12 protein-coding genes are annotated in these 13863 nt (G+C 70.3%); 9 read left to right on the top strand and 3 right to left on the bottom strand.

Going from position 1 to position 13863, the window contains the following annotated elements; genetic code table 11:
• Positions 1 to 41 precede the first annotated feature (41 nt).
• The 4 genes from BJ964_RS27590 (at position 42) to BJ964_RS27605 (ending at position 7002) form a co-directional block, all read left to right on the top strand.
• Positions 42 to 2354, top strand: coding sequence for a helix-turn-helix transcriptional regulator (locus BJ964_RS27590; protein WP_188123394.1), 2313 nt, complete (start codon positions 42 to 44; stop codon positions 2352 to 2354).
• A gap of 182 nt (positions 2355 to 2536) precedes the next feature.
• On the top strand, positions 2537 to 3664 hold the full coding sequence (locus BJ964_RS27595; protein WP_188123395.1) for a hypothetical protein: 1128 nt from the start codon (positions 2537 to 2539) through the stop codon (positions 3662 to 3664).
• Between the two features lie 13 nt (positions 3665 to 3677).
• Entirely contained in the window at positions 3678 to 5459 is a 1782-nt protein-coding gene (locus tag BJ964_RS27600; protein WP_188123396.1) for a dynamin family protein, read from the top strand.
• 73 nt (positions 5460 to 5532) lie between these two features.
• Positions 5533 to 7002, top strand: coding sequence for a dynamin family protein (locus tag BJ964_RS27605; RefSeq protein WP_188123397.1), 1470 nt, complete (start codon positions 5533 to 5535; stop codon positions 7000 to 7002).
• Positions 7003 to 7007: 5 nt separating this feature from the next.
• On the opposite strand, the gene BJ964_RS27610 is transcribed toward BJ964_RS27605, so the two are convergent.
• Positions 7008 to 7472: a hypothetical protein gene (locus BJ964_RS27610; RefSeq protein WP_188123398.1), complete on the bottom strand. Its 465-nt coding sequence runs from the start codon at positions 7470 to 7472 to the stop codon at positions 7008 to 7010.
• A 93-nt stretch (positions 7473 to 7565) separates the two neighbouring features.
• Between BJ964_RS27610 and BJ964_RS27615 the strand changes: the two genes are divergently transcribed.
• A complete protein-coding gene (locus BJ964_RS27615; RefSeq protein ID WP_188123399.1) occupies positions 7566 to 9503 on the top strand; it encodes an Hsp70 family protein in 1938 nt (645 codons plus the stop codon).
• A 41-nt stretch (positions 9504 to 9544) separates the two neighbouring features.
• Entirely contained in the window at positions 9545 to 9976 is a 432-nt protein-coding gene (locus BJ964_RS27620; RefSeq protein ID WP_188123400.1) for a hypothetical protein, read from the top strand.
• Positions 9977 to 10791: 815 nt separating this feature from the next.
• On the opposite strand, the gene BJ964_RS27625 is transcribed toward BJ964_RS27620, so the two are convergent.
• The gene (locus tag BJ964_RS27625; RefSeq protein WP_188123401.1) at positions 10792 to 11211 is read right to left on the bottom strand and encodes a hypothetical protein; all 420 of its coding nucleotides are present in this window, start codon (positions 11209 to 11211) and stop codon (positions 10792 to 10794) included.
• Between the two features lie 244 nt (positions 11212 to 11455).
• Between BJ964_RS27625 and BJ964_RS27630 the strand changes: the two genes are divergently transcribed.
• Positions 11456 to 11764, top strand: coding sequence for a hypothetical protein (locus tag BJ964_RS27630; protein WP_188123402.1), 309 nt, complete (start codon positions 11456 to 11458; stop codon positions 11762 to 11764).
• A 160-nt stretch (positions 11765 to 11924) separates the two neighbouring features.
• Complete coding sequence (locus BJ964_RS27635; RefSeq protein ID WP_188123403.1) at positions 11925 to 12347, top strand: hypothetical protein; 423 nt, start codon at positions 11925 to 11927, stop codon at positions 12345 to 12347.
• Positions 12348 to 12364: 17 nt separating this feature from the next.
• On the opposite strand, the gene BJ964_RS27640 is transcribed toward BJ964_RS27635, so the two are convergent.
• The gene (locus tag BJ964_RS27640) at positions 12365 to 13327 is read right to left on the bottom strand and encodes a LysR family transcriptional regulator (RefSeq protein WP_203832580.1); all 963 of its coding nucleotides are present in this window, start codon (positions 13325 to 13327) and stop codon (positions 12365 to 12367) included.
• A gap of 47 nt (positions 13328 to 13374) precedes the next feature.
• Between BJ964_RS27640 and BJ964_RS27645 the strand changes: the two genes are divergently transcribed.
• Positions 13375 to 13815: a YybH family protein gene (locus tag BJ964_RS27645; RefSeq protein ID WP_188123404.1), complete on the top strand. Its 441-nt coding sequence runs from the start codon at positions 13375 to 13377 to the stop codon at positions 13813 to 13815.
• Positions 13816 to 13863: the final 48 nt, after the last annotated feature.

The following is a 13863-nucleotide window of genomic DNA, read 5'->3' on the forward strand; positions in this document are numbered from 1 at the left end:
TGGGAAACCAGAGTGACGTAGGGCACCGGTAGAGTCGCGCTGTGACGGTCGTGGTCGGTGTGGACGGCGCGGGCCGTACCCATCGGCTCCGTGTCCTCGCCGCGGCCGTGACCGGATCGGTGTGGTTCGACGGCGTGGCGACTGCCGCGCTCAAGGACGCGCCGCTGGTGGTCGTCGACGACGCGCACCGGCTGGATGCCGTCGCCCTGCGGGAACTGGCCACCCTGTGCCGGGCCGGGGTGCCGATGGCGGTCTCCCGGCGGCCCACCATCGACCGGCCGGAGCTCGCCGCCCTCGACGAGGCCGCCTCCGCCGGTGGTGTGGAGGTGCTCGGGCCTCTGGACCCCGGCGCGGTGGCCCGGCTGGTGGCCACGGTGACCGGGCGTCCGGTGTCGCCCGAGGTGGCGGAGGCCGTGCACGAGGCCTCCGGCGGGATTCCGGTGGTCGCGGTCGCGATCGCCACAGCGTCGGCCGGTTTCGAGGCCGGGGAGGTGGCGCCCGCGCTGCTGGCCCGGGTGCAGCGGCGGTTCGCGGTGCTCGGCGACGCGGCGGTGACCGTGGCGCGGGTGCTGGCGCTGCGGCTGGATCTCGGCGATCCGGTGCTCGCCGCCGCCTGCGGGCTCGATCTGACCGGGCTGGCCACCGAGCTGCGGACGCTGCGGGACGAGGGTCTGCTCCTGCCGTCCGAGCGGATGATCCCGGCGATGGCCGAGGCGGTGCTCGCCGAGCTGCCCGGTGCCGAGCGGCGGCGGATCCACGACGCGGTGGCGGGTGCGCTGCTGGCGGCCGGCGCCGATCCGGTCGCGGCGGCCGGCCAGCTGCGGGCGGCGCGGGCGGCGACCCCGGCCGCGGCGGCCGTCTACCGGGCGGCGGGGGAGCGGCTGCGGTTCACCGATCCGGCGGCGGCGCTCGGCTGGTTCGACGACGCGGCCGATGCCGGGGCCGGGCCCGCGGAGCTGGCAGCCGGCCGGGCCGAGGCGAGCGCGCTGCTCGGCCTGCCGGTCGACGTCGACCAGCTCACCCTCACAACAGCCCGGGAGAAACTGGTCGCCGGGGCGATCGCCGCTCAGGAGGGCCGGGCCGGGCGGTCCGCCGAGCTGCTGCTCGCCGCCGGCGGCCCGGGGCCGGTTCTCGCGGTGCCCGCGCTGGTCGCCCTCGGCCGCCCGGTTCCTGCCCCGCCCGCGCTCGGCTTCCCGGCCTCGACCGGTTCCCCGGCCTCGGCTGGTTCCCCGGCCCCGGCCGCGCTGGTTCGTCTCGCCGAAGGCGCGCTGGCCGCCACCGCGCCGGAGAGCGCGTTGCCGCTGCTCATCGAGGCCACCGAGGCGATGGAGCGCGGTTCCCCGCAACTGGTTCTGCCGGACACCCCGCACGCGATCGCCGCCGTGGTGGCCGTCGCCGCCGGTGACGTCGCCTCCGCCGAGCACCTGCTCACCCGGGCGAGGGCCGCCCGGGTCGGCGGCCCGGCAGCCGACGAGCGGCACCGGCTGCTGCTGGCCTGGGCCCGGATGCGGGCGGGCCACTACGACACCGCCCTGCACGAGCTGCGGTTCCCACCGGGCGCCGAACCGAACGGCCGGGACCGCCTGCTGCGTGCCGCGCTGGCCGCCGGGATCGCCCGCCGGCGCGGTGACATCGCCGGGCTGCGGGACGCGTGGACCGGGATCGAACCGCTGCTCGCACGCCGTACCGTGGATCTCTGGCAGCTGGAACCGCTCGAAGAGCTGGCGGTGGCGGCGGCCCGGCTCCGCGGGATCGGCCGCCTCACGCCGGTGCTGGCGCTGCTCGACGACATCGTCACCGGCCTGGGCCGCCCGGCCGCCTGGTCGGTGGCCCTGGACTGGCTGCGTCTGCAGACCGCGATCGTCACCGAGGACGCCGGCGCCGCAGCCGAGACGGCCGAGCGGATGACCGCGACCGGCGGGACCCGCCCGCGGGCGCAGTGCGTGGCGGCCCGGCGCTGGGCCGAGGTGCTGGCCGGAATCGTGGACACCGACGAGGTTCTGGCCGCCACCGAGGACCTGCACGCCGCGGAGCTGCCGTGGGAGGCGTCCCGGCTGGCCGGGCAGGCCGCCATCCGGACCGGCGACGCCACCGCCGCCCGCCGTCTTCTGGAGCGGGCCCGGGAGCTGTCCGAACCGGAGGCCGACAGCCCCGGTGGCGGTGGCGGACTGTCCGAACGCGAGGTCACCGTGGCGCGTCTCGTCCTGGCCGGCAGTACGCACCGTGAGATAGGTGCTCAGCTATATATTGCGCCGAAGACCGTCGAGCACCACGTGGCACGGATCCGCGGCAAGCTCGGCGCGAACACGCGGGCCGAGCTGCTGGCCATGCTCCGCGAGATGTTGGACGGCTAGACAGCGCCGGTTTGCAAAGATTCCGCGATCCGATGGGTTGGATCTCGGACACCACACTGTGGATCCCCTAGCGCACCCCCTATACCACGGGGGACACCCCGATGCCCGGACCGGGTCACGGGTCGCACGCTGGTGCCGTGCCCGGATGAAGGAACGGGACACACGCCGAGCTAGGAGAGATCATGACCGTCAACGCAGCTGAACTCCTCAAGGACTTCGTCGTCAACCTGCTCACCGACCGTGACTTCGCGGCCCGGTACGCCGAGGACCCGAACGGCACCCTGACCGCCGAGGGCGTCACCGACGTCGACCTGTCGGCCGTGGACGTTCCAGCGGTCGTCAACGACGCCGCCACCGAGCCGGGGGTCTCCTCCGAGGCCCGGTCGGCGCTGACCAACTACTCCGGCGGCGGTGGTGGTGGCGGCGGCGGGGCTTCGGCCCACTCGGCCGGCACCCAGTCCGTCGAGCACGTGGTGCAGCACCTGAACTACGTCACCTACGCCACCTACGAGGGCGACGAGACGATCACCCAGAACCTCGACCTGTCCGTCACCACGATCACCGACAACAGCCTCGACCTCGACGTGGACGGCAACGTCTTCGGCGACATCGACGCCACCAACATCAGCGCGTCCGGTGACGGCGCGGTGGCCGGCGGCGACGACGTGAACGCCGCGACCGGTGACGGCGCGGTCGCCACGGTCGGCGACGGTGACGTGAACGCGGCCACCGGCGACGGCTCCACCGTCGTCGACGGCGACATCAACTCGGTGAGCGGCGACGGGGGCCTGCTGATCGACGGCGACAACTTCGGCCAGGCGAACACCGGCGACGGTGCCGTGCAGGCCGGCGACGACATCTCCGGCGCGGTCAACACCGGCGTCAACACCGGCATCGTGGCCGACGAGCTCGACGACGCCGTGGTCGGCGACGGCAACCAGACCGTCCAGGTCGACGGTGGCGCCGACGAGTCGGTGTTCAACTTCGGTGACGGCGACGTCGCCAACCTGCCGGACGCCGAGATCGAGGACAGCGCGGTCACCTTCGGCGACGGCAGCGACGCCACCAACCTGTCCGACGTGACCGCCGACGACGGCTCGGCCATCGCGGTGGGCGGCAACGCCAGCGGCAACAACGAGGACAACGACACCACCGTCACCACGGTGTCCGACGACGACACCACGATCAACGACAACGACACCACCGTCAGCGACAACGACACGACCGTCACCGACATCGACACCACCACCGTGACGTCGGACGACGACACGATCGAGAGCGGCGACGACACTACCGTCGTCGGCGCCTGACCCTGGAGGAACCGTGGCCGAGGTCGCGAAGGCCGTTGCCCTGATCGATCTGGCGCTGCGCGCCTGTACGGCGTACGACCGACCCGACGCGGCCACCCGCCTGACCGCCGCCAAGGAGTCCCTGGCCGACCCGGTGCTGCACGTCGTCGTGGCCGGCGAGTTCAAACAGGGCAAGAGTTCCCTGGTCAACGCCCTGGTCGGCGCGACCGTCTGCACGGTCGACGACGACGTGGCCACGGCGGTGCCGACCTACGTGCGGCACGGTGCGAAACCCGAGGCGGCCCTGCTGTACGAGCCGGGCCGCCGCGAGCCGATCCCGGTCGCCGACGTCCGCCGGTACGTGCTGGAGGGCGGCGCCGGCGGCGTGAACTCCGACCGGGTGTCCGGTGTCGAGGTCCGCATCCCCCGCAAGATCCTCGCCGGTGGCCTGGTCCTGGTGGACACCCCCGGCGTCGGCGGCCTCGGCTCGCCGCACGCCGCCGCCAGCCTGGCCGCCGTCTCGATGGCCGACGCCGTCCTGTTCGTCACCGGCGCCGCCCAGGAGCTGACCCGCAGCGAGGTCGACTTCCTGCAACGCGCCCGCTCGCTGTGCCCGGTGGTGGCATGCGTCGTCACCAAGACCGACTTCTACCCGGCGTGGCGGCGCATCCGCGAACTCAACGAGAGGCACCTGGCCGCCCACTGCCCGATGCCGCTCATGCCGGTGTCGTCGGCGCTGCGCTCGCGGGCGGTGAAGGCCAACGACACCGCCCTCAACACCGAGTCCGGCTTCACCCATCTGGTCGCCTTTCTCACCGAGAAGATCGGCGCCTCGGCGGTCGACAGGCTGGCAGGAGAGGCGGCGGCCGAGGTGTTCGCGCTCTGCGAGCAGCTCGACAGCCGTTTCCAGGCGGAACGGGCGGCGCTCGCCGACCCGGAGGCGGCCGCCCGGGTGGTCCGCGAGCTGACCGTCGTGAAGGAACGCGTCGAGGCGCTGAAGAGCGCCGCCGCCAAGTGGAACCAGACCCTCAGCGACGGCGTCACCGACCTCACCTCCGACGTGGACCACGATCTGCGGGCCCGAGTGCGGGTGGTGATCGCCGAGGCGGACACCGCCATCGAGGAGGGCGACCCGGCCGACACCTGGGCCGAGATGGAGGCGTGGTTGCAGTCGCGGATGGCCGACGAGCTGCTGGCCAACTACGAGCTGCTCCGCGATCGGGCCACCGACCTGGGCGTACGGGTGGGCGACCACTTCCACGAGGCGTCCACGATGATCATGCGGCGGCCGACCGTGGCCGACCCGACCCCGCTCGCCACGGTCGCCGACTTCCAGCACAAGATCGACCTGGACCGGATGAAGCTCACCAAGCAGGCCATGGTGGCGCTGAAGAGCGCGTACGGCGGCGCCCTCATGTTCATCATCCTGGGCAGCCTGGTCGGCGTCTCGCTCGGCCCGATCGGCATCGGCATCGGTCTCGTGATGGGCCACCGCGGCCTGCGCGACGAGAAGAAGCGCCAGGTCACGAAACGCCGCGCCGAGGCCCGCAACGCGATCCGCCGCTACTGCGACGAGGTCAGCTTCGTGGCCGGCAAGGACTCCCGGGACACCCTGCGCCGGGTCCAGCGACAGTTGCGCGACCACTACAGCGGCCTGGCCGAGGAACTGAACAAGGCCAACGCGCAGGCCCTGAACAGCGCCGCCGAGGCCGCCAAACGCACCCATACCGACCGGGAGAAACGGCTCAAGGACGTGGACGCCGAACTGGCCCGGGTCCAGCAACTGCGGCAGCGCGCCCAGGCGGTGGCCAAATGAGCGAGCTTGCGAGCGAATCATTCAGCTCAGTCTTTAATTCATTGCGTCGCCGGAGCGCAGCGGAGGTGACGCAATGAACCTTACTGACCGGACTCGCGCCGTCCTCGACCAGGCGATCGCCACCTACCGCGGCACCGCCGACGCGGCCCGGCTCGGCGCGATCCGCGACCGGCTCGCCGCCCCGCTGCGGGTGGCCGTCGCCGGCCGCGTCAAAGCCGGCAAGTCCACACTGCTCAACGCCCTGGTCGGGGAACGGCTGGCGCCGACCGACGCGGGCGAGTGCACCCGCATCGTCACCTGGTACCAGGACGGCCACGCCTACCAGGTGCACGCCGCCCTCAAGAAGGGCCCGGCCCGGCCGCTGCGGTTCACCCGCGACGACGGCGCCATCGACGTCGACCTGGACGGGCTGAGTGCCGCCGACATCGACCGGCTCACCGTGACCTGGCCGTCGCGGGCGCTGCGCACCGTCACCCTGATCGACACGCCCGGCATCGGCTCACTGTCCGAGCAGACCGCCCGGCACACCTGGGAACTGCTCGCCCCCGAGGACGAGGAGACCCCCGCCGACGCGGTCGTCTATCTGCTGCGGCACCTGCATCCGGGCGACGTCGAGTTCCTGCGCGCCTTCCACGACACCGAGGTGTCCCGGCCCAGCCCGGTCAACGCGATCGGGGTGCTGTCCCGGGCCGACGAGATCGGGGCCGGCCGTCCCGACTCGATGGCCTCGGCCCGGCGGATCGCGACCCGGCTCGGCACCGACGGGAACGTGCGCCGGCTCGTGCAGTCCGTCGTACCGGTCGCGGGTCTTCTCGCCGAGACGGCCGTGACGCTCACCGAGACCGAGGTCTCGCAGCTGCGGAAGATCGCCGCCCAGCCGGTCAAGCAGGCCGAGGAACTGCTGCTCTCGGCCGACCGCTTCGCGTCGGCCATGCCCGGGCTGGGTCTGACCTCACTCGAGCGCGAGGCGCTCCTGGCCCGTTTCGGGCTTTACGGGGTACGGCTGACGAGCACCCTTCTGCGCCGGGAGGTGGCGACGACCGCGACCGCCCTGGCCAAGGAACTCACCGACCGCAGCGGCCTCACCGAACTCAAGGAGATCATCGGCTCGCTCTTCTACGACCGCGCCGACGTGCTCAAGAGCCGGTCGGCGCTGCTCGCGCTGGCCGAGATCGTGCGGGAGCGCCCCCGGCCCGGCAGCGAGGCGGTGGCCGCCGCGGTCGAGGAGATCATGGCGTCCGCGCACCCGTTCAACGAGCTGCGGGTGCTGTCCAGCCTGCGCGCCGGTTGGATCACCGGGAAACCGGACGCGGTCGCCGACCTGGAACGCCTCATCGGCGGCTCCGGCAGCGCCGTCAGCGACCGGCTGCACCTGCCCTCGGACGCGCCGGAGAAGGAGCAGACCGCCACCGCGCGGGAGGCGCTGGCCCGCTGGCAGCGGCGTGCCGAGAACCCGCTGACCTCGTACGGGATGGCCGTCGCCGCCCGCGTGGCGGTGCGCTCCTGCGAGGGCATGCTGGCCCGGCTGGAGCAGGGACGATGAACCGCTCAGAGGATGTCGTCGGCGTCGTCGTCCAGCTCGTCCGGCAGGTCGTCGATCTCCGGCCAGTCGACCGTCAGGTCCGGGCCGGTCTCCTCACCGGTCTCCTCGTCGCCGGTCTCCGGCAACTCGTCGGCGATCGGGCTCTCCACGTCGAACAGGTCCGGCTGGTCCACCTCGACGGCGTCGGCGCCCGTACCGAAATCGAGGTCCGTCTCGTCGATCTCCGGCTCGGCCTCGACCGGGGCGGTCGTCAGCAGCTCCAGCCAGCCGAGCTCACCGGCGGTCTCCGCGCCGACCACGCTGTGGGCGCCCACGAACGACGACAGATGCTCGGCCACCTCGGCGGGCGCGGTGTCCGCGTAGCTGACCACCGCTTCGGCGACCAGGTCCTCCGGCAGCTCGCGCAGGAAGTCGCCGGGGGCGCTGCCCGGGCCGGCGAGCCCGGCGAACACATCACGGAGGGGTTCCATGCCTCTACCTTATGAGCGCCGCGCGCCCGCCTGCCTGGGGGAAACCCCCACACGTACCCCCAACCGTCACGACACGATACGGAGCATCCGGCGATGTACGCACTCGGCATAGACCTCGGCACCACCTACACCGCCGCCGCCACCTGGCGCGACGGGCACGCCGAGATCGTCCCGCTCGGCAGTCACAGCGCCGCGATCCCGTCGGTGGTCCTGCTCCGTGAGGACGAGACGTTCCTGACCGGCGAGGCGGCCAGCCGTCGCGGCCTGACCGAACCGCACCAGGTCGCACGCGAGTTCAAACGCCGCATGGGCGACACCACCCCGATCCTGCTCGGCGGGGTGCCGCAGTCGGCCGAGGCGCTCACCGCCCGCATGCTGCGCGCGGTCGCCGACCAGGTGATCGCCCGGGAGGGTGGTGCCGCGGCGGCGACCTGTGTCTCGTACCCGGCGAATTGGGGCCCCTACAAGACGGACCTGATGCGGCAGGCCGTGCGGATGGCCGACCTGGACGGCCCGATCACCTACACCACCGAGCCGGAGGCGGCCGCCGTCAGCTACGCCCAGCAGCAGCGCATCGAGCCCGGCTCGATCGTCGCCGTCTACGACCTGGGCGGCGGCACCTTCGACGCCGCGGTGCTGCGCAAGACCGGCCTCGGCTTCGACATCCTGGGCCGCCCCGAGGGCATCGAGCGGCTCGGTGGCATCGACTTCGACGCCGCCGTGTTCAGCCACGTGCAGGCCGCCCTGGGCGGCAAACTCGCCGAACTGGACGAGGACGACGGCACCGCGATCGCCGCGGTGGCCCGGCTGCGTGAGGAGTGCGTGCACGCCAAGGAGGCGCTCTCCTCCGACACCGACACCACCATCCCGGTGCTGCTGCCCAACATCGCCACCGAGGTCCGGCTCACCCGCGCCGAGTTCGAGGCCATGGTCCGCCCGGCCCTGTACGGATCCGTCGAGGCCCTGAAACGCGCCATCCGCTCCGCCGACGTCACCCCCGGCCAGCTGCACTCGATCCTGCTGGTCGGCGGCTCGTCCCGGATGCCGATCGTCGCCCAGTTGGTGGCCTCCGAATTCGACCGGCCGGTCGCGGTCGACGCCCATCCCAAGCATGCGGTGGCGCTCGGTGCGGCGTGGCTGGCCAGCGGCAAGCAGGCGCAGCCCAGCGGGCCGGTGTCCGGTCGCGCGAGCGCGCGCCCGTCCCGCCCGGCACCCCTCCCGGTGCCCCAAGTCAGTTCCACCCCGGTCAGTTCTGCTCCGGTCAGTTCCGCGCCGGTGAGTGTTCCTCAGGTCAGTGCGCCGCCGGTGACGTTCCCGGCGCAGCCCACCGCCTTTCTGGCCGCCTCGCCCACCCCGCCGGCCGCGCCCGTCAAGGCGCGCGCCGCAGCGGTCCCGAGCGGCGGGTTCCCGACCGTCAAGCCGCGACCGGCGCCGACCGGGCGGGCCGCCGTCGAACGCCGCCGATCGCGCCGCCGGCTCACCCTGCTCATCGCCGTGGGCGCGGTCACGGCCGTCCTGGCGGCGGCCGGCGTCGCCTACGCCCAGTTCGGCCTCAAGGACCGGGCCAAGGAGCTGACCGGCGCGGGCGCCACCACCCCGGCCTCGCCGAGCGTGAACGCCGGACCGCCGGCCGACGAGGTGTGCAGCGACGCCATCAAGAGCAACAAACGCTGGGTGTGCCTCACCTCGGCGGTCGTCGCCGACGGCAAACTCACCATCGACTACGACGTCGAGTGGGCCGGATCCACGCCCGACGTGAGCGGCGGCTTCCACCTGCACATGTGGGGCGGCGACGGCACCTATCCGGCCGACCACGACATGGGCTCCCACGCCCCCAAGGCCGACCAGGGCGAATGGTACGTCGAAGACCGCAACCCGTCGGTCCTGGACCTCGACGACAAGCGCTACACCAGGGCGATCGCCGACGCGCCCAAGGTGTGCGCCCGGATCGCGCTGGCCGGGCACGGCCTGGTCAAGGACGCCAACGAGGGCTACCTCACCGGAAACTGTGTCCCGATCACCCGGGAGTGACCGGCCCCCTACGGCTCACCCGGTTGCGCCATGATGGAGCGATGGCAGTCAAACAGCGGCGAGTCGTCATCATCACGATGATGGTGTTCGGCCTGATCCTGATGGGTGTCGGGCTGTTCTTCCTGGACCTGGGCCTGGAGGACGCCGACAAGGCGGCCAGCGTCGTCGGTGCGATCACCGGCATCGCCGGCCTCGGCCTGTCGACGGCGAGTTTCCTGCTCGCCCGGCCCGGCGCCGGCTCCGCCGCCCAGCGAGTCGACAACGTGGAGTCCGGCGCGACCATCGACGTCGTCGACGGGGTGGCCGGCAACGCCCGGCTCGGCGACCACCCGCCGGTCGTCACAACGCAGCCCGGCGAGCGCCCGGCCACGCCGTCCCACCCGCAGGGCGAGCAGTCGGTGACCAACACCAAGGCCACCGGCGCGATCCGCATCGTCCGCGGCGTCGACGGAGACCTCGACATCAACTCCTGACCGCCGTGCCCAGCGTTCCGCGTCCCGCAACCGGTCCTCGTTCTGACCGCAGGAGGATGTAGGCGGGACTACGCCGAGGGGCGCCATCCGACGCTTGCGGAGTGCGGCGATCCTGGGAGATGGACTGCTCGTAGAGGTTCGGCTAGGAGCGCTGCCTCTGTGGCGTCAGCGTGTCCAGATTTGGTCGGCGGATTCGGCGGATCTTGTTCAGCGGGGCCGATCCGCTGAACCCGCCAACCTCCAACATGGCTTCGAGCAGGAGCCCACGACTGTCGACGCCGAGCTACGTCCTACCGGTCTCCGGTCCAGTTTGTTCCCACTAGCGCTTGCGGTATCAAGTGCTTGTGCTCCAAGCCAAGTTTGGACGTCCGTCCCTCCGCATTCTTGAGCGGGGCGTACACACGGACCGCTGCGCCTGGCTCGATGATGGTTGGCAGCCGCTGAGACTTCAGATATTTGATGTCCGCTGGATGCGCGGGCCGGAGTTGCACCAGGACGCAACCTGCCAGAGGAGCGATGCGACCGATACTGCCAGCGCGAGGCATGCGATGACCGTCGTCACGCGTCTTCAGCTCCCAGGAAGGCGACGGAAGGGAGCCCGAGGAGGTACCGGCTCGGTGCAGCGATTATGCGCTACGACCAACCGCGCCGACGTCGACAATGTCGTTGATCCATTGAGAAACGTCACATCTGATGAGTCAAGATTCGTCCCAAACAGAACCAACCGGGCAGCAATCGTCAAGTCGATCGAGAATCGGCCATCTGGATGCTGAGACCCACCGGATCCACCCGAGTGTTGGGCGTGGGTTTTTGCTCTACACCTGGTCGTTGAGCTGGTGGCGTGCCAGTTCGGCGGCGTAGGAGTTCGGCTCGTCGATATCCAAGACCGCCTGCGTGGCCGCTCCGTACTTGCCTTGTCCGCGAAGTAGGCGGACCAGGAGATATAGAGCGGTCTTGTCGCCGCGTTCGGCGCGCTGGCGTAGGTCGCTGTCGCGGCCTTCCTCGAACAGGAACCGGTCGAGTCGGCGTCGCGCGTGCACATCGTTTTCGGCTAGATCGGCGAGCTCGTGTAGGCGCCCAGCCTTTGCGAGCAGGTCCATGTGCCACAAATGTGCGTGGTGCCGGTGATAGTCAGGGCTGTAGCACTCGGCGAACTGACTGACCTCTGCGATGGCAGCATCCCAGTCACCGCGGGCTTCGGCCGCTTCCGCTGAAGCTTGATCGAACGAGGTCACCGCATCAGTATGCGACCGGCAGAAGCGCAGCAGCGAACTACAGCAACGCCAGCAGTTGGACCGGCCCGGACCGAACCTGATCAAGCCGTCTGACCCCGTACGACTCTTGATCCACCCTTACCGCGGGTAATCCATAGGTTCGGGGTTTCCGCGCTCTGTTTGCCGAGCGACTGATCCGGTTGTTCCTGCGTGAACTGACGACTAGGTTGGCAGCCGAGTCGATGCATGCGGAGGTCGCTGCTACATGACGAACAGCGAGGATGACCCCGGCCCGGTTAGCGACCCCAGCGAGCTGACCGTCTGGTTCGAGGTCCTCGAACCCTTCAAGGCCCGAACCTACGACGACGCACCGGTGCGGGACGACTACAGCAACCTCTACTTTGTGGGCACCGGGAAGTCCCGTGCCCATGCAGGCCGACTAGGCAGGCGTCCCGACTGCATCCCAGAGGGCGCCCGAGCCCACTGGGCGCATGACCTGTGGAATGGGCCGGTACAGATCCCCCGGTGCACGGTTTGCCTCGTGAAGCATCCCGTCACTCAGGTGATCGACTAGTCCGCAATCAGTCCGCACGAGGTCCGGAAAGGTAGCGGAACGCTGTCAGATCATGGCAAGCGTTTTCGCAGGTCGTCGGGTGTTTGTGCCGGTAGATCGACTCGGGTTGTCGATCTCATAATTCCTCGGTCGCGGGTTCGAGTCCCGCCCGCCCCACCAAGTGGAGCATTGTGCGAACCGAATCCGGTTCGCCGGCGTCACCGGTGGACATGGCGGTGGTATCCGCGTTCACCGGGACGTTGCCCGGTACACGGAACACCGGGACGATCTCACCGTTCTCGGTGATCCGGATTTCGGCGATGAGCTTCTCGATGGTTGCTTTGCATTCGCCGGTCTCGATGGCGTCGAACGGCTCGTCAGCGGTGTTGAGGCCGCCACGACCCTCTCGCCCGCAGCCCAGATCGCCTCGGGGGCTGGGGTCTCGGCAGGTTCTTTCGGCCGGATCGAGCGGCGCGTGATTGTCGGGCTACGTACCCGCTCCGCTCCGGCAGGAGGCGCCGATGACCATCTCCTCTTCCACGATCCGCCGACGTACGGCGTCGCCTTCCGCTGGAAGGCGGATCGGCTACAGCGCATGGGGTAAGCCGGGCTTACCAACGATCAGGAGTGCGTGTCCTGAGGTACGTCGGTCTGCCAGTTCCAGCTGGTGATCGTGGTGCGCATCAGTTGGGCGGCGGTTGACAGGTGGCTGTCGATGCCCCAGTAGAGGGTGACGGCGCGGGAGCAGTCGGGATCGTCGACGTCGATCCAGGCGACGGGGGCGCGGGTGGTGCTGCGGCGGGCAAGGGCGGGCACGAGGCCGATGCCGAGACCGGCGCTGATCAGGTCGGCGATGGCGCTGTGTTCGTCGCTTTCGCAGACGATCTTCGGGGTAAGGTCCCGCGCGGCGAACAGCCGATCGAGCAGTCTGCGGAGCCAGTGCCCCTTGCGGGCGGTGACGAACGGTTGGTCGGCGAGCTCATCGATGTTCACGGACGTCCGGCCTGCCAGCGGATGGCCGAGTGGCACGCCCACGCCCACCGCCTCGCGGAACAGCTGCGCGGCTGCCAGGCCCTCGGCGTGGATCGGTTGCGAGGCGAGGCACAGGTCGACCTCTTGGGCGCGTAGGCGGCGGGCCATGTCGTCGGCGGGTGACCAGTGCAGCTCGACCTCGGCGGCGGGGTGAGCTCGTTTGTAGACGGCCAGTGGGCCCGTGAGGGTGAGGAAGGTTTCCGAAGCCAGTCTGACGGTGCCCAACCCGTGGCTGGTGGCGTCGTTGACGGCGCGTCGTCCGGCATCCAGCTCGCCGAGAGCTCGTTCGACGTGATGCCGGAAGACCTTGCCCATGTCGTTGAGCCGCAGGCGGCCACTGCGATCAAACAGTGGTACGCCCAGTTCGCTCTCCAGCCGGGCGATGGTTCGGCTCAGCGACGGCTGGGCGATGCGTAGTTCCTCGGCTGCCCGGCTGAGGTGCTCCAGGCGCGCCACGACCAGGAACTGCTTGAGCGAGTTCAGGTCCATCATGCCCTCCAGCGCATAACGCCATAGCAATATTGATCTTAGACAAGATAGCCCCGCGGTCATAACTTCGAGCATGAGCCAAGAGCCATCGCGAAGGGGTGACCACAGCAATGCCGACGCAGCATGACATTGACGAAGCCAAGATCCGCCAGCAGATCGAGACGATCGTCGAAGGGCTCCGGGCCAAGGACCTCGGCGCGCTGAAGCAGCCTTACTCGACGGACGTCGTGTCGTTCGACGTCGAGCCTCCGTTGCAGCACGTGGGCATCGACGCGAAGCTCAAGAACTGGGCGAACGTGTTCGCCTTCTTCGAAGACGTGAGCTACGAAGTTCGCGATCTGAATGTCATCGTCGGCGAGGAGGTGGCCTTCGGGCATGGCTTCACTCGTCTCAGCGGCACGTTGAAGGACGGCACGGCGACTCCCGGCATGTGGGTCCGGGTCACGTACTGCTTTCGGAAGATCGACGGCACTTGGCTGATCACGCACGACCAGGTCTCCGTGCCGTTCGACGTCCGCAGCGGCAAAGGCGTCGTCGACCTCGAGCCCTGACAGCCGCAGGGTCCGAAACGACGTGAGGCGGGCTCACATCATCCAGCG

This window comes from Actinoplanes lobatus, from assembly GCF_014205215.1.
Taxonomy (GTDB): domain Bacteria; phylum Actinomycetota; class Actinomycetes; order Mycobacteriales; family Micromonosporaceae; genus Actinoplanes; species Actinoplanes lobatus.